Source organism: Luteimonas arsenica, assembly GCF_004352825.1.
GTDB classification, from domain to species: Bacteria; Pseudomonadota; Gammaproteobacteria; order Xanthomonadales; family Xanthomonadaceae; genus Luteimonas; species Luteimonas arsenica.
In genome coordinates this window covers 709,512-726,389 of the sequence record NZ_SJRW01000001.1, presented here as the reverse complement: position 1 = coordinate 726,389, position 16,878 = coordinate 709,512, and the positions used below count along the sequence as shown (strand labels likewise).

Here is a 16,878-nt window from a genome sequence, read left to right as displayed (position 1 = left end):
GCCTGATGTTCCTGCTTGGCGGCTGCGCGATCCTGAAGGAGTTCGCGCCGCGGGTGGAGGCCGAGCCCCTGGGGCCGGGCGAGTACATCGCCATGAAGCGCGGCGACATCCTCACCGCCGACCGGCTGAGCGCCGCCACCCAGGAAACCCTGCGCGTGGCCGGGCTGGACGAGGGCGAGTGTGCGAACCCACCGGTACCCGCGTGCATGCCCGCGCTGGCCGGCGTTGCCGGCATCCTCGAAGAGCGGCGGCTGGCCGCACTGGCCGAACTCTGGACGCAGCAGGCGATCGCGCTGACCCCGGCCGACGCCGTGCCCGTCGATGACGCGCAGCTCGACGCCTGGCTGGAAGCCGCGCGCCACGCCTACGCCTACCTGTTCTTCAGCGAGCGCGCCCCGGGCGAGCGCGCCTTCGAGGACCGCCAGACCCAGGTTCGCGACTACTACAACTACGCCGTGCAGCAGGCGGCCAGCGGCATGTTCGCGCGCTGGCAGGCGGGCCGCGGACAGGCGACGGAGGGCTCGGCCCCGGCGGCCACCGCCGGCCTCGACGCATCCGGCGAGGCCACGCTCGACATGGCCGGCTGGACCGTCCACAGCGACATGGCGCGCGTGCGCATGCCCGAGGGCGTGGACATGCCGAAGGAACTGGTGCCGGCCTCGGCGCTGAACTTCGCCGGCCTGCGCAGCATCTACCGCCGCGACGGCTTCGGCGCCGAAGTGGTGGCGGTGATGGGCGACGACCCGGTGACCACCGTCGCCACGGCCGACGACGACGCCCAACCCGGCCACGACGGCGACGGTGAAGGCGACGGCAGGCCCGAACGCCGCCGCCCGCGCCCGCGCGCGTACAGCGAGATGCCCTCGCCGGCCCTGACCCTGCTGGTCCGCTTCGCCGGCGACGACCTGGACAGCCTGCTCGCCACCCGCGAGCTGACCATCAGCGCGCACGACCCCTACGACGAGCACGCCATCGAACTGCACGGCCTGGACGTGCCGCTGGCGGCCAACTACAGCGCCGGCTACGGCCTGTGGCTGGCGCGCTCCGGCTTCAACCGGCAGTCGCTGCAGACCCTGTTCGGCCGCGAGCAGGGCATCACCCGCCCGCACCTGTACCTGATGCAGCCCTACGATCCCGACCGCCGGATCCTGCTGATGATCCACGGCCTGGCCAGCAGCCCCGAGGCCTGGGTGAACGTGGCCAACGAAGTGATGGGCGACGAGACCCTGCGCCGCGAATTCCAGATCTGGCAGGTCTACTACCCCACCAACGCTCCGCTGGTGCTGAACCAGGCCGCGATCCGCCGCGTGTTCACCGACACCCTGCGCCACTTCGACCCCCAGGGAACTGCGCAAGCCTCGCGCGACATCGTGCTGATCGGCCACAGCATGGGCGGCGTGCTGTCGCGGCTGCTGGTGTCCACGTCCGACGAGCAGCTGTGGGACTGGGCCCGCGCGAACTATGAACTCGACGATGGCCGCCTTCAGCGCGCGGGGCCACGGCTGGACCGGATGCTGCGCTTCCAGCCGCTGGCGGGCGTGGAACGGGTGATCTTCATCGCCTCCCCGCACCGCGGCACCGTCGTGGCCGGCAGCCGCTTCGGCCGCTTCCTCGCGCGCCTGGTGCGGCTGCCGCTGACCGTGCTGGAGGAAGTCGGCGAAATCGTCACCGGCGAGGACGCACCGCCCGACGGCCTGGCCATCCCCAACAGCATCGACAACCTGAGCGAGAACGACCCCTTCGTGCGCGCCGCCGCCGACCTGCCGATCTCGCCGCGCGTGCGCTACCACAGCATCATCGCCCAGGCCGATGGCTCGGTGGCGCTGGAAGACTCCGACGACGGCCTGGTGCCCTACCGCAGCGCCCACCTGGCGGGCGCGCTGTCGGAGAAGGTGATCATCTCCGGGCATACCGTGCAGGAAAGCGCGGCGGCGATCCTGGAGATCCGGCGGATCCTGCACAGGGACGTCGAGGAGCGGGGGCAGCCGGGCGCGACGGAAGGCGAAGGCACGGCGAATTGATGGGCCGGAGCCCGGATTTTGCTCAGGGCAAACGCCCGCTCGGCGCTCCGTCGCGCAGGGCCAGGCGCTCGGGCGACAGCGCTCCGCTGAGGTAGGCGATTTCGACCATCTCCTCGAAAAAATCGACCTTGGCCGCCACCGGGAGCGCCACCCAGGCCAGCAGTTGCTCGTGCTCCAGCGCTTCGAAGTCGATGGGTGCTTCGTCCATCATCCGGAACCTCCCACCGCAGCATCGCGGATCTCGCGCAGCTTCGCGATGTCCTCCATATCCCGCGGACGGCCCACATCCGCCTTCATCCGGATCAGGTGGTCGATGCTGGCCACCGGGATCGACAGCCCGTCGAGATCCTTGCGCACGGCATCACGCAGCAGCTCCTCGAAGGCGACAGGCTCGTCGATGAACACGTCGACCGACCGCAGCGGGTTCGATGGATCCCACAGCGGGAACACGGACATGTTGCGCTTGCCCCACTCGCCACGCTTTGCGGGGTCGGCGAAATCCGCCATGGGAACCGGCAGGCGGGACTGGAGGCCGATCGCGGCCAGGGCCTCCATCGCACGCGCCGCGTTCTCCGGCGACAGCCCGACCGCCAGGTCGAGATCGGCCGTTGCGCGCAGGTAGCCATGGAGGATCACGGCGAAGCCGCCAACGACCACGTAGTCCGCGTCGGCGTCGTTCAGGGCTGCGAAGATCTGGCGGATGTTGAAGGACATGCCCGCCTCAACGTCCAAGGGGATGCCGCTTCGGGAGCCACGCCGTCCGGCGTGGTGGGCGGTACAGGGTTCGAACCTGTGACCCCTACCATGTCAAGGTAGTGCTCTACCGCTGAGCTAACCGCCCCGAAGGGACGCGAATTCTAGCCGCTGGCCGGCCCCGCGGCAAGCCTCAGCGGGCGGCCAGCATGGTCTCCCTGAGGGCCTGGATGCGGTCGCGGACGGAGGCGGCCTCCTCGAACTCCAGGTCGCGGGCGTGCTGGTACATCTGCTGCTCCAGCTCCTTGAGCCTCGCCGCGGCACGGGCCGGGTCCATCCGGGCGTAGTCCTCGCCCTGCTCGGCCACCTTGCGGCCCCGGCCGCGACCGCTGGCGCGGGCCTCGGCGGCGTCGCTGCGGGCGCCCTCCATGATGTCCATGACCGGACGCGCCACCGAGCGCGGGGTGATGCCGTGCTCGGCGTTGTATTCGACCTGCTTCTGGCGCCGGCGGTCGGTCTCCTCGATCGCGCGCTTCATCGAATCGGTGACCTTGTCCGCATAGAGGATCGCCTTACCGCGCAGGTTGCGCGCCGCGCGGCCGATGGTCTGGATCAGCGAGCCGGTCGAACGCAGGAAGCCCTCCTTGTCCGCGTCCAGGATCGCCACCAGCGACACCTCGGGCATGTCCAGGCCCTCGCGCAGCAGGTTGATGCCCACCAGCACGTCGAACTGGCCCAGGCGCAGGTCGCGGATGATCTCCACCCGCTCCACGGTGTCGACGTCGGAGTGCAGGTAGCGCACGCGCACATCGTGCTCGCCGAGGTATTCGGTCAGGTTCTCGGCCATGCGCTTGGTCAGCGTGGTGATCAGCACGCGGTCGCCCATGGCCACGCGCTGGTGGATCTCGCCCAGCACGTCGTCGACCTGGGTTGCCACCGGGCGGATCTCGACCTCGGGATCGACCAGGCCGGTGGGCCGCACCACCAGCTCCACCACGTCGTCGCCGGAGTGCTCCAGCTCGTACTTGCCGGGCGTGGCCGAGACGAAGATCGTGCGCGGCGCGCGATCCTCCCACTCTTCGAAGCGCAGCGGCCGGTTGTCCAGCGCCGACGGCAGCCGGAAGCCGAACTCCACCAGCGTCTCCTTGCGCGCGCGGTCGCCGCGGTACATGCCGCCGATCTGCGGCACGGTCACGTGCGATTCGTCGACCACCAGCAGCGCGTCCGGCGGCAGGTAGTCGAACAGCGTCGGCGGCGCCTCGCCGGCCGCACGCCGGGTCAGGTGCCGCGAGTAGTTCTCGATGCCGTTGCAGTAGCCGACCTCGGCCATCATCTCCAGGTCGAACTGGGTGCGCTGCGCCAGGCGCTGGGCCTCGACCAGCCGGTTTTCCGCGTACAGCTTCTCGAGATGGCCTTTCAGCTCGACCTTGATGGTCTCGATGGCGTTGAGCACGCTCTCGCGGGTGCTGGCGTAATGGGTCTTCGGATACACGGTGTAGCGCGGCACTTTTCGCAGCACTTCGCCTGTGAGCGGATCGAACAGACTCAGGTTCTCCACTTCGCCATCGAACAGCTCGATGCGCAGCGCCTCGCTTTCCGACTCCGCCGGATGCACGTCGATCACCTCGCCGCGCACCCGGTAGGTGCCGCGGCGCAGCTCGGTGTCGTTGCGCGTGTACTGCAACTCGGTGAGCTGGCGGATCAGCTGGCGCTGCTCGATCAACTCGCCGCGGGCCAGGATCAGGCGCAGCTTCAGGTAGTCCTCGGGATCGCCCAAGCCGTAGATCGCCGACACCGTGGCCACGATCAGCGCGTCGGGCCGCGACAGCAGCGCCTTGGTCGCCGACAGCCGCATCTGCTCGATGTGCTCGTTCATCGAACTGTCCTTCTCGATGAAGGTGTCCGACGAGGGCACGTAAGCCTCGGGCTGGTAGTAGTCGTAGTAGCTGACGAAGTACTCGACCGCGTTGTGCGGGAAGAAGGACTTGAATTCGCCGTAGAGCTGGGCGGCCAGCGTCTTGTTGGGCGCCATCACGATGGTGGGCTTCTGAACCGCCTCGACCACGTTGGCGATGGTGTAGGTCTTGCCCGAACCGGTGACACCTAGCAGGGTCTGCGCGGCCAGGCCGCCCTCGAAGCCCGCCACCAGGCGCTCGATGGCCTGCGGCTGGTCGCCGGCGGGCCGGTAGGGGGAAACGAGCTGGAAGCGGGGGTAGTCCGGAGCAGTCATCCTCCCATTGTAGGAGGGGCTGCAGCCGGGACCGCCCCACCGCCTCACCCGCCAGACAGCTTTCTCCGACCCGAACCCCACCCGTCAGGCCGATTCCAGCGCCATCAGGCCCTGCAGGCGGCTGCCCCGACCCGGTCCGCCTTCGGACCCGGCCTGTCCCTGAACCGGAAAGCCGCGCCCAATCCTTGACCCCGGCGGCGCAAACACTAAAATGTGCGTCCCCGCCCGAATAGCTCAGCCGGTTAGAGCACTTGACTGTTAATCAGGGGGTCGTTGGTTCGAGTCCAACTTCGGGCGCCAAAAAATTCAAGGGCTTGCGGAACAATCCGCAAGCCCTTTTTGCTGGACACGCCTCAGCGCGCGGCTACCGGTTCGGCAACCTCGCAGTCCGGCCCGCGCACGCCACCATCAGCGCTCACGCACAGGCTGAAATCCCGCAGGCCGGTGATCTGCCGGCTGTCGCCGCTGGCGACGATGAAGCGCCGGACCGGCTCCGCGGGGCACGCGCCAGCCTGTCCCGCCGCGGCGACGTCGGTCCCCGCCACCGCAGGCGCGCAGCCCTGCGGATAGACCGTGTAGTAACACTGCCCGCTTTCACTGCGCAGGCATTCGAACCGGGCCACGCCGGCCTGCACATGCGCCTTGCTGTAGAGCGCATCAGTGCCATCCACGCTGGTGCGGTGCACGAAGGTCGTGCCGCCCACCTCGCAGCCGAACAGCGAAAGCACGAAATAGCACAGGACAATGAGCTTGTTCACGGGTCACCTCGCAGGGGTGGCGGTGCAGCAATGCAGTACTGGACGGCCCGCGGCCGCTACATGTGACGGAACAGCGGCATGAAGGTCTGGCTGACCGCCAGCGTCTCCGGCCGCGACTTCAAGCGGACCGTTCCGCGCCCGCTCTCGTCGCGCGTGATGCCGGCGATGGCCTTGAGGTTGACGATCGTCGAGCGGTGGATCTGCTTGAAGATCGTCGGATCCAGCACGCCCAGCAGCTCGCGGATCGGCGTGCGCAGCAGCGCCTCGCCCCCCTCCGTGACCACCGTCGTGTACTTGTTGTCGGCGCGGAAATAGGCCACGTCCTCCACCAGCACCAGGCGCGTCTCGCGGCCGGCGCTGGCGGTGAGCCAGGTCAGCGGCGGCGGCGCGTCCGCGCGCGGGGGCGGCGGGCCGATGCGCTCCAGCAGCTTCGTCAGCGCGACCGCGTCGCTGCCGCCACGCGCCTGCAGGCGCTGCACGGTGGCGTCCAGGCGCTCGGGCGAGATGGGTTTCAGCAGGTAGTCGATCGCGCCGCGCTCGAAGGCATCCACCGCGTACTGGTCATAGGCGGTGACGAAGACGATGCGCGTGCCCGGGCTCGCCTCGGCCGCCGCGGCCGCCACTTCCAGGCCGTTCAGGCCCGGCATGCGGATGTCGAGGAAGGCGACCTCGGGCCGGTGTCCGGCGATCGCCTCCAGCGCGCTCGCACCGTCCTCGCACTCCGCCACCACGCGCAGGGCCGGCCAGGCGCGCTGCAGCTGGTCGAGCAGCGAGCGCCGCAGCAGCGCCTCGTCCTCGGCGACGACGCAGGTCCAGGCGATGTCAGACATGGCTGCGGACTCCCTCGCTGGCGGGCAGGGTGATCGTCGCCGCCACGCCCGCCGGGAAATTGGCGACGACCGCCAGCGCGGCCTCGCCGCCGAACACCAGGCGCAGGCGCTCGCGCACGTTCTTCAGGCCGATGCCGGTGCCGCTGGTCTTGGCGCTGAAACCGTCGCCGTCGTCGGCCACCGTCACCGCCACCGTGCCTTCGCTGGCGCGGGCGCGGATCCACACCGTGCCGCCGGCGGTGCGCGGCTCCAGGCCGTGCTTGATCGCGTTCTCGACCAGGGTCTGCAGCATCATCGGCGGCAAGGGCGTGGCGCGCAGGTTTTCCGGCACGTCCACCTGCACGTCCAGACGCGGGCCCATGCGGATCTTCAGGATCTCCAGGTAGGCCACGGCGCGTTCCAGCTCCTCCCCCAGCGTCGAGAGTTCGTCGCCGGTGCTCGGCAGCGAGTGGCGCAGGTACTGGATCAGGTGGCCGAGCATCTCGTCGGCGCGCGGCGGATCGCTGCGCGCCAGCAGCTGGGCGCTGGCCAGCGTGTTGTAGAGGAAGTGCGGCTCGACCTGGGCGTGCAGCAGGCCCAGCTTCGCGACCGCGAGTTCCTTCTCGGTGGCGGTCTGCACGGCGGCGGCCTTCTCGCCGCGGCGGTGCTCGGCGACGCGGCGGCTGATGGCGCGGGTGATCGCCTCGGCGTTCTCGTAGTTGGTTCCGTCGTCAACCAGGAACCAGTCGCTCCAGGCCGGCGACTCGGACTCGCAGATCAGGGTGACGCTGCCGCTGTCGTGGCCGGGCGTGACCGTCGCCTGGATCTGGTTCCGCGGGATACCGAACCACAGCAGCGGGTTCCAGCGGCCCAGCGGATGCCCGCCATAGGTCTGCGGCCGACCAACCTTGGCGCGCAGCTGCAGGCTGTCGCGCGCTGCCTCGACCTGCTCGACCCGCGGCAGCTCGCGCACGGCGGCCTCGACCAGGTCGAAGGCCTCGCCGGCCTCCAGCGGGATCTCCACCTGCCGCCGCTGGCGGTTGGACAACACCGACTTGTCGATGTGACCCGCGATCAACCGGACCCGCCCCAGGTGCGACAGCGCACCCGCGACCACCAGCGCCATCGTCACCATGCCCAGCAACACGACCGGCCAGTCCACGCGCCCCAGCAGCGGCAGCTCGGACCACATGATGGCCACCAGCACCACCGCCAGGAACCAGGCGACGGCGAGGCGGAGGACGAAGAAGAAGCTCTTGATCACGGGAGGGCCGCTTGCGGATGGGATTGCGGCGGAGCATACCCAGCCGCCGCGCCAGCTTCGCGGGCCTTGCGACGGAACCCCCGATCCGGCGACAAAGCGCCCGTCGGCGGGTACGAGCCACCGGCCACGCCACCGCCTTGACGCCGCTCCGGCTACATTGGCGCAAAGGAGGGCCCATGGCCGCAAACAGCAGCATGGCGCGCAGCGCCCAGGTACTGAAGTTCATCCTGAAGCACCGCGGGGCCGGCGTCTTTGCCGGCCCCGACCTCGAGACCGGGGAGGACCCCGTCGAGGCCACCGAAGCCGAGGGCGACGACACCGGCCCCGAAGCCTTCGTCCGCGACCTCGAAGCCCTGGGCCCGACCTTCATCAAGCTCGGCCAGTCGCTCTCGACGCGCCCGGACATGGTGCCGCCCGCCTACCTCGCCGCCCTGGAGCGCATGCAGGACGACGTGGCCCCGGTGCCGGTCGACGAAGTGCGCGCGATCATCGAATCCGAACTCGGCGTGCGCGTGGGCAAGCTGTTCCGCGAATTCGACGAGGTCCCCCTGGGCACCGCCTCCATCGCCCAGGTGCACCGCGCCGTGCTCAACGACGGCCGCGAAGTCGCGGTCAAGGTGCAGCGCCCCGGCGTCGACGCCGTGATCCGCGCCGACCTCGACACCCTGGCCGGCATCGCCGACCGCGTCGACACCCACACCGGCATCGGCCGCCGCCTGCGCTTCTCCGACTGGGTGCACGAATTCCGCAAGTCACTGCTGGCCGAACTCGACTACCGCACCGAAGCCGACAACCTGGAGCGTTTCGCCGAACGCCTGGCCGCGTATCCCGAACTGGTGCTGCCCGCCCCGTTCCGCGACTTCACCTCGCGCCGCGTGCTCACGATGGAGCTCGTGCGCGGCACCAAGGCCACCGCCCTGGGCGGCCTGCGCCGCACCGAAAACGACTACCAGCCGCTCGCCGCCGCGCTGATGCGCGGCTACCTCGACCAGGTCTTCGTACACGGCGAGATCCACGCCGACCCGCACCCCGGCAACCTGCTGGTGACCGACGATGGCCGCCTGGCGATCTTCGACCTCGGCATGGTCGCACACGTGCCGCCGCGGCAGCGCGAGCACCTGCTGAAGCTGCTGTTCTCCGCCATCGACGGCCGCGGCGAGGACGTCGCCGCCGAATCCATCGCCATGTCGATCCGGCTGGAGGACTTCGACGAAGTCCGCTACGTGCGCGAAGTCGGCTACATGATCGCCCGCTACGCCGCCCAGGGCAGCTCGCAGGCCCTGTCCGAAGGCCGTCTGATGATGGAACTCGCCCGCCTGGGCGTGGCCTGCGGCCTGCGCACGCCGCCGGAAATGAACGCCCTGGGCAAGACCCTGCTCAACCTCGAAGGCGTTTGCGACGCCCTGGATCCCGACCTGGACGTTCGCCAGGCCGTGGAGAGCCACCTCCAGACCCTGATGCGCCAGCGCGTGCGCCAGGCCTTCTCGCCCGCGCGCTTGGCCGGCGATGCCATGGAACTGCAGGCCCTGTTGCAGGAAGCACCGCGCAAGCTGTCCACCATCCTGTCGCTGGCGTCGGAGAACAAGCTGCAGGTGCGCGTGGCTGGCATCCAGGAATCGCGGCTGACGGAGAACCTGCAGAAGATCGCCAACCGCGTGGCCGCCGGCGTGATCGTGGCCGCGCTGATCCTGGCCAGCGCGATGCTGATGCGCGGTGACGTGGCCGGGCCCAAGCTGTTCGGCTACCCGGCGGTGGCGATGGTGATGTTCCTGCTGGCGTCGGCGCTGGGGCTGGGGATCGTGGTGAGCGTGTTGCTCAGTGACCGGCGGCCGAAGGTGAGGGAGGAGCGGAGTCCGAGGGCGTGAGGACGCGAGTTTTCCCGACTCCCGGAACGCCGGCCGCCTGATCCGCACGACAGGCCCCTTGCCCGACGCTGTACCTGCCCGGCACGGACGCCGGGCCAGGAGGCGTCATGACACGGAAGGCAACCGGCTTCACCCTTGTCGAGGTCATGACCTCGGTTTCGATCCTCTCGATCCTGCTGGCCGTCGCGCTGCCGGCCTTCGCGGCTCTGCTTGAACGGCAGCGGGCGGCATCCGCCGTCGCAGCCCTCGTCAGCCACATGAGCTATGCCCGGCTGGCGGCGGTCAAGCACCGTCGCCCCACCGTGCTGTGCCCCAGCACCGATGGCCAGACCTGTCTGCGCGGCAGCGACTGGAGCCAGGGCTGGATGATGTTCGTGGACGGGGACAACACCCGCCGCCCCGCCCAGGCCTCCGACGTCCTGCAGTTCGATCCCCAGCCGCGGAGCCGGCACCTGCGCATCCTCAGCTCGGCCGGGCGCAGCTACCTGCGCTACATGCCCGACGGCCGCAGCGCGGGCAGCAACCTCACGATCAACATCTGCGACCGCGATGGCCAGCGTCTGGCGGCGGTGGTCGTCAACAATGCTGGGCGGCCGCGCAGCGAGCGCGGGCCGGGCGGCACATCCTGCCCTTCGTAGGACCCGGAAACAGGAAGGCCCGCGGCTTGCCGCGGGCCTTCCTGTACTTGTCGGGATATCCGTTGCCGACTTACCAGCAACTCGTGCCCTCGCCGCTGGCGGCCCTGGCACCCGTCTGGTTGACGCTCAGGGTGCCGCAGGCGTCTTCCGAATGGCTGCCTGTCGGGGCCGCACTGATCGTGTACTCGCGGCCGTCCGCTTCGATGTCCATGGTGTAGAAGTCCAGCGCGCTGTCCTGGCAGGTCGCGGTATAGGCGGCGAGGTTGTCTTCCGCGCCGTCATAGGTGAGGTTCGCCGTGTAGAAGCGTTCCATCTGCTGTGCCACCGCCATCGCGCATGCCCCGCCGGCGGCCCGCCGCGTCTTGCGGACGTGCTCGTTGTAACTGGGCAGGGCGATCGTGGCGATGATGCCGATGATCGCCACCACCACCATCACCTCGATGAGGCTGAAGCCGGAGGCGCGACGGCCAGCGTGGTGCTGCTTGCTATTGATAGTGGACTCCACGAATCACTCCCCCCTGATCTCGCGCCACGATACACGGTCCCAACGAGGCCTGATCGTCGGGGTCGACGCCACTTCGCCACCACCCGAGCCGCCCGTGACCAAACGGCCGCGAAGCAGGTTGGGAAGCGTGGGCATGCCAATACCGGGGTTGATGGAGCCGATCGGCACACCGCCAATGGTTTCGTCACCCGTGTTGCCGTCGCCATCCAGGTCGAAATAGGAAGTTCCGCCGCTCGTGCCCGTGAACGCGTCGAGAGCGTTGATGTAGCCGGTGCCATCGGCTTCACAGACATCACCGGTGGGCATCATGCTGGCGGTCACGAGGTAACCGGAAGCGACCTGAGCATCCTGGATGATCCGCTCCGCCGTTCCCGGCAGATCGATATACCAGCCCTGCTTGTCCGCCGGTACGGCCTCGTATTCCTGGAATCCACGGACTTCCATCCCCCCCTGCTCACCAACCGCCACGATCTCTCGCCCCACGAGATCGTCGCGGGTCCATGCGGCATCGGAAGGCTCGACAAACCCGTACATGCTCTGGGGCGTGGCGTTCTCGGGATCGGCGTCCCACGCGGTGAGGAACCGCCCGGTACCGAAGAAGACCCAACGTTCGAAGGTGCGCGGATTGATCGACAGCGCCAGCCCGCCCGTGATGGGCTGCGGAGTCTCCTCCGCATCAACGGCGGTAAAGAGTCGCGTCACGCTCCACGAGCCTGCATTCTGTGCACTCAGGTCGAACTTCCACACATTGCCAAGCATGTCGCCGGCGTAGACATACGCGATCGTCCGGCCGTCGTAACCGAACACCGCGGTCGGCGCCGACAGGCCGTTGGGAGCGTCGGCGGAACCTGCTCCCGTATCGATCTCCCCGATAACCGCACCGGTATCAAGGTTGAGGACGACCAGGGCGGCCCGGTTGCTCTGGCTGTTGACGCCATTGGCAACGATCACCGCATTGGTGCCTCCCTGCAGACGGCCCAGGATCGGTTTGCCCATCACCAGTCCCATGTGGTTCCCGGGCGTTTCCGCACGCTCCCACTTCACGTTGCCGGCACCGAATTCACCGGCGCTGGTGACGTCGAGGGCGAACAAGCCCTTGCCGCCCTTGCCGAGCGAACCCACGAGAATATTGCTGTCCGGGGTCAGGCTATCCGGGCTGACCACGACGGGGCCGTCGACGAAGAACCTGTGCGCGTAATCAGGGCGGCTGATGTCTGCCAGCCTGGAAATGTCTATGAGACCCGGCACATAGGCAAAGACCTCGCGGCCATCGCTGGCGTCGAACGCATGCAGCATGCCGTCGTTCGCACCCACGAACACGAACTCGCCGTTGTCGTTCTTGAGATAAGCGGGGGAAGAACCGACGATGTCTCCGAGCAGCGATGTCCTGTTTCTCAGGGAACCCGTTCCAAGGCGCTCCTCGAGGCTGGTGTCGCCCTTGATGTAGTTGGCGTTGTTGGCGCCACTGACAGGATAGTTCGCCGCCCCGCCGGTCCTGGCCAGCAAGGTGGTCTGTCCCGTGGTGGGGAAGCTGGCACCCGCTGCACCGGTGAACGTGAAGACCCGGTTCCGTCGTGTCGCGAAGGACGGCACCGAGGATGTCCAGAGACTCTCGGCAGAAACGCCGGCCGCGGAGACCGAGCGGGCCGTGATCGAACCTGTCCAGATGCCCGAGACATAGCTGGCGTTGAACACCTTGGTGCCGGCATCCAGCGAAACCGAGTTGGTCGCGACGTTGGAGTATGAACTCGTCCGCTGCGTGATCGCCGCAAGAGCGTTCCTGAGGCCTTCCACGAATTCGTCAGGATTGTTCGCCTGGTAGAACTGTCCACGACTGTTCACGGCTGCGTGCCAGAGATCATCGATTCTCCCGGCAACTGCAGCAGAACCGCTATCGTTATTCGGAGCGATACTCGGCCAAGAAATGGCGCCCGAAGTCAGTCTGGGCAGGTCCGTAGCCGGATTGAGTTCACCCCTGGCACCGATCGAAATGCCGAAGGTCACCATGTGCTGCCAGAATGCCGGATTGGCGGCCGAAGACGGAACGACATTGCTCATGTCAGGGCGGAGGTCGCGCTTCCAATAGCGCATTGCGACGTCCGCCAGGGTGTCGGTCTGACTGTCGCGGTAAGGCCTCGCTCTCTCATAGGTGTACGACTGGTTCCTCGGACCGGTGATCGCGGTTCCATCCGTGTTGTCCGAGTTGCCGGGTGCCGTGAAGGAATACCCGGGCAGCGCATTGGTACTCATGACACCGGCATTGAGGTCGTTCCAGAAGCCGTCTGTGGTCAGGATGGAGAAGTTCTGCCGGCACGCGTAAGCCAACTGGTCAGCGCCGGACAAGGGACCGTAAGGACCCTCCGCATCGGTCCGCTCGAAATACTTGCCAGCCTGGTCCAGCGCGCGGCGCAACGGTGTGCCGTCCCTCGAGGTGGCCGCAAACAGACGCGAATACCATGTCGTTCGACTGTTTGTGGCCGCAACTCCGTCTCCACCCGGTGTGTCCACGAAGCGCCCGTCGTTTCCGTCACCCACCGGAATGAGGAAGTTGCTGCGGTTGTGGATGGTCTGGTAGCCCACCCGGACGGCGCTGCCATCCAGGCCTGCGAACGCGGCGCTGGAGCCAGCCTTGGCGGCCTTCATACGTGTCCGGTGGTAGTGGTACCAGTTGGCGAAGTTCTGCCGCTCCTCCGCTTCGGTCCTTCCGGTGGGCGTCACGAACTCGCAATCGATCCAGTCATTGGTCCCGGTCCCCGTACCACAGCGGTTGCTTCCCTCGTACGTCACGGAAAGAGTGACATTCGAGAAGGCCGCATAGGCGTTGATGCCGATGTGGTACGTCCCCGATAGATCGCTGTTGAAGGTGCAGGTCTCGTTGTTCCCGCCGTTATAGGGCCTGCAAGCGTAATTACTGCCCGAAGGCGCGTTGTTCCTTCTCACGTACAGGTCTGCATCACCGGAGCCGCCGGAAATCGAGATCGTCAGCCGGGTGGCCCCAGACGGCACCGGGAAGCTGTATCGCAGCCAACTGTTTGTGTTGGCAGCAAGACCGCTGATGGGATAGCCGGCCACCGCCTGTGAACTGCTTCCCTGCACCCGTCCGTACACGGCCCGATCGACCTCACCATTGGTGAGGATTCTGTAGCGATAATAATCGCTCTGACTGGTCGTCACCGTGCCGGGCGTGATCGGAACATAGAACTCCTGATCACTGCTGGACAGATTGGTGGAGCCAGTCAGCAGGTCGGCATGCGTGGAGACCGACGTATAGCTCGCGGGATCCATCAGGTCGCCATCGGCCTTGGTCCAGGGCCGGTAGGTGTTCGCTGGATTGTAATAGACGGAATTGTGCGAGTAGGAACGGAACCGCCAATCATTGAAATTGGCGTTGTCCGGCATGTAGTCGAATGCCATCGATCCCGAGTCGTCTAGGATGAAAAGGACGTTCGGCGCCACCCGGCTGGCGGTCGTCAATGGCTCGTTCGGAATCGGGAAATTGGCGCTCGCCTGCGATGACAGCAGGGCCAGGAAACAGGCGGCCGGAGCCACCCACCACTGTCGCTGGGAATGCTGGCGCTTGTAGCCACTCGTTCGTCTGGATTCCACGTGCTTCTCCATGACTCAGCTCCCCGAAACCGGAATTCGGCTGATGATGTTCGCCTGCAGCACCACGTCCGCCCGCCCTTCCGCGCGGCTGCGCGCGGTGACGCGATAGATCGGGTTCTGGCAGTTCAGTTCCCTCGCCGGACCGGTGTCCTCGCAACCGCCAGGCACCGCCGGGCCCATGCCCAGGTATTCGATCCAGTACTCGGGCGCAGCCGCCAGGCCGGCCCTCCGAAAATCGAAGTCGGCCTCTGGGACCGAACTCCATACCGGATCCGAGCCTGCCGGGCAGACGCTCAGGCCGACCACGCAATCGCTCGCGAGGGGTTCGCGGATGTCCCAGGCATCCTCGGGGTCGGCGGGCACGGCACCCAGCACGCCTTCCTGCGCGTAGCGAAGTGCTGCCTCGGCCGCCTGGAAGGCGATTCCACGGTCGCGCATGTTCGCGCTCATGCGCTCCTGCATCGCCGAGCTGCGCAGCACCGCGATGCCCAGCAGCGAAGTCGCCACCAGCAGCACCAGCACGATCACCAGCGAAACGCCGCGCTGCCCTTGCATGCCCCGCAGGCTATGCGTGATACGAAGGTTCATAGCGTCCGGCTCCTCATGCTGACCACATGCGATGATGTTCTGCTCAGGGGATCACCATCGATGTCGTCACCGGTCAAGGTCATTGAAATGCGTACGGCGATGACGTCGATGCCCGTTGGCGATGCCTGGTAGTTGCCGCTCATGGCATCCAGGTACTCGAAATCCAGATCCTCGACGCCTTCGGCCACTTCCTCCGCGGCCCCGCCCATCCGCGACACATACAGCGAATTGCCGCCACGCGGGTTCCCCTGCACGAACCAGCTCACGTCCCGGTAGCGAGCCAGGACCACGGCGGTCGGCGGTGCGAATTCATCGTTCGCAGGATCGTAGCTGCCCGGCAGTTCGTCGAAGTCCACCGTATTCGCAGAAACCCCGGTGGCCTCGACGACGAAGGTCTTGCGCGCGTTGCACAGCAGCAGGAAGTCGCCCTCGCTGAAGGCCTCGGTGGCATCGGCGATCTGGTCTGAATCCAGTTCCACCGAGGTCGACGTGGAATCGACGATGCGATAGGCGGTGTCATCACCGGAGCGCACGGTGAGGGTGCTCGCGTCGCCGGCCACCGGCGAACCCCTGAACTGCAGCGAGGTCGTGCCGGTGTTCTCGATCATCGACGCGTTCGAACACGCCGAGCCACCGGCAGCGCGGATGTCGCGCGCCATCAGCTCGAACGCCACTCGCGCGTTCTCCTGGATGCGGCTGAGGCCTTCGCTCGTGCGGAAGGTGCTCTGGTTGGACATGAAGATCGCGAAGGCCGCGCCCATGACCACCAGGGCCAGCACCATCGAGATCATCAGTTCGATCAGGCTCAGGCCCGTCGAATGGCGCGGGAACGCGGGACCGGAACCGGACCGCGGATGGCTTTTCCTGCTCATATGCGCGTCTCCGTCACCACCTGGCGTTCCCCGCCGCCGCCGGCGCGGCCATCGTCCCACTGCACGGTCACCGTCCAGGTTCCGGCTGCGTCGACGGCGATCTGGCCGCAGGTGCTCTCATCGTCCTCGACACCCATCGTGCCTTTCAGCGACTCGATCCAGCTCGCCAGATCTTCCTCGGCCAGGGCATTGGCGGCGGACGCCTCGCCGGGATCGCACAGCATGCCTCCGGTGGCATACGCCCCCGCGTTCGCGCGATTGGCCCGCATCGACTCCAGGATCGACTGCGTCTGCATCATGGCCTGACTGCTTTCCAGCGAGCTCTGCCCGCCGCGAAGCGCCATCGACTGCATCGCCGCGATGCCCAGCAGGCCGATGGCGACGATCACCACCGACACCAGGACCTCGATCAGGCTTACGCCCCGCATGTTGCGGCGGCTGTTCATCAGTCGCATTCCGCTCCTCCCGCACTTCTGGTGGTCGTGATGTTCCCGCTGATCATCACGGTGATATCGCGCTGGTTTTCCTCCAGCGCCGAGGTGGGCGCGCAGAGGGTCACGTTGGCGGCGGCGTCGATCAGCCCGGAGGGTCGGAACACGATGCCGTTCTGTGGCCCGGTGACCTGCACGCTTCCTTCCGCGAGACGGGCGACAATGACTTCGTCAGGCGTGCCTGCCGCCGCGGCGTTGTCCGGGCCCGTGACGATCCAGCTGCTCCAGTCGGTGCTGGACGCGCACTCTTCGCCGTCTTCGCTGGCGCAGATGGTGACCCGGGCATTGCGGCGGATGGCTTCCGAGCGCGCAAGCTGCAGTGAGGCCGCCATCTCGCCGGAGGCGCCGGCCAGCCGGTTGCCGGCAATCATCCCGGTAAGCGCCGGTGCCGCGACTGCGGCCAGGATGCCGACCACGGCCAGCGTGACCATCAGCTCGATCAGCGTGAAGCCAGGCTGCGCGGCCCATGGCCGCCCCTCGCAGCCGGCGAGCATTGTTCTGGTGTTCGACATACCACCCCCCACTCTGGAAGCCACAC

The 16,878-nt window shown here is 67.5% G+C and carries 15 protein-coding genes and 2 tRNA genes; 4 read left to right on the top strand and 13 right to left on the bottom strand.

Translation table 11 applies throughout. The features are described from left to right. Window positions 1-5: 5 nt before the first annotated feature. Window positions 6-2,021 carry a lipase family protein gene (locus tag E2170_RS03355; protein ID WP_132999990.1) on the top strand — a complete coding sequence of 672 codons (2,016 nt, stop codon included), beginning with the start codon at window positions 6-8 and terminating at the stop codon, window positions 2,019-2,021. 22 nt (window positions 2,022-2,043) lie between these two features. Here E2170_RS03355 and E2170_RS03350 read toward each other — a convergent pair whose 3' ends face one another. The 4 genes from E2170_RS03350 to uvrB form a co-directional block, all read right to left on the bottom strand. Then, complete coding sequence (locus E2170_RS03350; protein WP_132999216.1) at window positions 2,044-2,229, bottom strand: hypothetical protein; 186 nt, start codon at window positions 2,227-2,229, stop codon at window positions 2,044-2,046. Further along, complete coding sequence (locus E2170_RS03345) at window positions 2,229-2,735, bottom strand: hypothetical protein (RefSeq protein WP_132999215.1); 507 nt, start codon at window positions 2,733-2,735, stop codon at window positions 2,229-2,231. The genes E2170_RS03350 and E2170_RS03345 overlap by 1 nt, the downstream gene beginning before the upstream one ends. A gap of 52 nt (window positions 2,736-2,787) precedes the next feature. Then, window positions 2,788-2,862: transfer RNA gene (locus E2170_RS03340), tRNA-Val, on the bottom strand. A gap of 45 nt (window positions 2,863-2,907) precedes the next feature. Next, window positions 2,908-4,944 (bottom strand): excinuclease ABC subunit UvrB, encoded by a 2,037-nt coding sequence (gene uvrB / locus E2170_RS03335; protein ID WP_132999214.1) that lies wholly within the window; start codon window positions 4,942-4,944, stop codon window positions 2,908-2,910. A gap of 223 nt (window positions 4,945-5,167) precedes the next feature. On the opposite strand from uvrB, the gene E2170_RS03330 reads away from it, so the two are divergent. Next, a tRNA-Asn gene (locus E2170_RS03330) sits at window positions 5,168-5,244 on the top strand. A 53-nt stretch (window positions 5,245-5,297) separates the two neighbouring features. Here the strand turns inward: E2170_RS03330 and E2170_RS03325 are convergent. From E2170_RS03325 to E2170_RS03315, 3 genes are read right to left on the bottom strand one after another with little or no spacing between them, the layout of a single operon-like run. After that, the gene (locus tag E2170_RS03325) at window positions 5,298-5,702 is read right to left on the bottom strand and encodes a hypothetical protein (protein ID WP_132999213.1); all 405 of its coding nucleotides are present in this window, start codon (window positions 5,700-5,702) and stop codon (window positions 5,298-5,300) included. 56 nt (window positions 5,703-5,758) lie between these two features. Next, complete coding sequence (locus E2170_RS03320) at window positions 5,759-6,532, bottom strand: LytR/AlgR family response regulator transcription factor (protein ID WP_132999212.1); 774 nt, start codon at window positions 6,530-6,532, stop codon at window positions 5,759-5,761. Next, on the bottom strand, window positions 6,525-7,775 hold the full coding sequence (locus E2170_RS03315) for a histidine kinase (RefSeq protein ID WP_243708037.1): 1,251 nt from the start codon (window positions 7,773-7,775) through the stop codon (window positions 6,525-6,527). The genes E2170_RS03320 and E2170_RS03315 overlap by 8 nt, the downstream gene beginning before the upstream one ends. 176 nt (window positions 7,776-7,951) lie before the next feature. Between E2170_RS03315 and E2170_RS03310 the strand changes: the two genes are divergently transcribed. After that, the gene (locus E2170_RS03310) at window positions 7,952-9,640 is read left to right on the top strand and encodes an ABC1 kinase family protein (protein WP_132999211.1); all 1,689 of its coding nucleotides are present in this window, start codon (window positions 7,952-7,954) and stop codon (window positions 9,638-9,640) included. Between the two features lie 107 nt (window positions 9,641-9,747). Further along, window positions 9,748-10,278 (top strand): GspH/FimT family pseudopilin, encoded by a 531-nt coding sequence (locus E2170_RS03305; protein ID WP_132999210.1) that lies wholly within the window; start codon window positions 9,748-9,750, stop codon window positions 10,276-10,278. 70 nt (window positions 10,279-10,348) lie between these two features. On the opposite strand, the gene E2170_RS14120 is transcribed toward E2170_RS03305, so the two are convergent. The 6 genes from E2170_RS14120 to E2170_RS03275 are packed head-to-tail and all read right to left on the bottom strand — an operon-like array spanning window position 10,349 to window position 16,852. Further along, window positions 10,349-10,783, bottom strand: a complete 435-nt coding sequence (locus tag E2170_RS14120) for a type IV pilin protein (protein WP_279432851.1) — start codon at window positions 10,781-10,783, stop codon at window positions 10,349-10,351. A 3-nt stretch (window positions 10,784-10,786) separates the two neighbouring features. After that, window positions 10,787-14,401, bottom strand: coding sequence for a PilC/PilY family type IV pilus protein (locus tag E2170_RS03295; RefSeq protein WP_132999209.1), 3,615 nt, complete (start codon window positions 14,399-14,401; stop codon window positions 10,787-10,789). A gap of 3 nt (window positions 14,402-14,404) precedes the next feature. Further along, window positions 14,405-14,977 carry a pilus assembly PilX family protein gene (locus E2170_RS03290; protein ID WP_207914907.1) on the bottom strand — a complete coding sequence of 191 codons (573 nt, stop codon included), beginning with the start codon at window positions 14,975-14,977 and terminating at the stop codon, window positions 14,405-14,407. Next, window positions 14,974-15,849: a PilW family protein gene (locus E2170_RS03285; protein ID WP_132999208.1), complete on the bottom strand. Its 876-nt coding sequence runs from the start codon at window positions 15,847-15,849 to the stop codon at window positions 14,974-14,976. Before E2170_RS03285 ends, E2170_RS03290 begins: the two co-directional genes overlap by 4 nt. Then, window positions 15,846-16,295, bottom strand: coding sequence for a type IV pilus modification protein PilV (pilV, locus tag E2170_RS03280; protein ID WP_132999207.1), 450 nt, complete (start codon window positions 16,293-16,295; stop codon window positions 15,846-15,848). The genes E2170_RS03285 and pilV overlap by 4 nt, the downstream gene beginning before the upstream one ends. Next, complete coding sequence (locus E2170_RS03275) at window positions 16,295-16,852, bottom strand: GspH/FimT family pseudopilin (RefSeq protein WP_132999206.1); 558 nt, start codon at window positions 16,850-16,852, stop codon at window positions 16,295-16,297. Before E2170_RS03275 ends, pilV begins: the two co-directional genes overlap by 1 nt. Window positions 16,853-16,878 lie beyond the last annotated feature (26 nt).

Coding starts and splice junctions, on each gene's coding strand:
- E2170_RS03355 (WP_132999990.1), top strand. CDS start 6: ATGTTCCTGCTTGGCGGCTGCGCGATCCTGAAGGAGTTCGCGCCGCGG.
- E2170_RS03350 (WP_132999216.1), bottom strand. CDS start 2,229: ATGGACGAAGCACCCATCGACTTCGAAGCGCTGGAGCACGAGCAACTG.
- E2170_RS03345 (WP_132999215.1), bottom strand. CDS start 2,735: ATGTCCTTCAACATCCGCCAGATCTTCGCAGCCCTGAACGACGCCGAC.
- uvrB (WP_132999214.1), bottom strand. CDS start 4,944: ATGACTGCTCCGGACTACCCCCGCTTCCAGCTCGTTTCCCCCTACCGG.
- E2170_RS03320 (WP_132999212.1), bottom strand. CDS start 6,532: ATGTCTGACATCGCCTGGACCTGCGTCGTCGCCGAGGACGAGGCGCTG.
- E2170_RS03310 (WP_132999211.1), top strand. CDS start 7,952: ATGGCCGCAAACAGCAGCATGGCGCGCAGCGCCCAGGTACTGAAGTTC.
- E2170_RS03305 (WP_132999210.1), top strand. CDS start 9,748: ATGACACGGAAGGCAACCGGCTTCACCCTTGTCGAGGTCATGACCTCG.
- E2170_RS03295 (WP_132999209.1), bottom strand. CDS start 14,401: ATGGAGAAGCACGTGGAATCCAGACGAACGAGTGGCTACAAGCGCCAG.
- E2170_RS03290 (WP_207914907.1), bottom strand. CDS start 14,977: ATGAACCTTCGTATCACGCATAGCCTGCGGGGCATGCAAGGGCAGCGC.
- E2170_RS03285 (WP_132999208.1), bottom strand. CDS start 15,849: ATGAGCAGGAAAAGCCATCCGCGGTCCGGTTCCGGTCCCGCGTTCCCG.
- pilV (WP_132999207.1), bottom strand. CDS start 16,295: ATGAACAGCCGCCGCAACATGCGGGGCGTAAGCCTGATCGAGGTCCTG.
- E2170_RS03275 (WP_132999206.1), bottom strand. CDS start 16,852: ATGTCGAACACCAGAACAATGCTCGCCGGCTGCGAGGGGCGGCCATGG.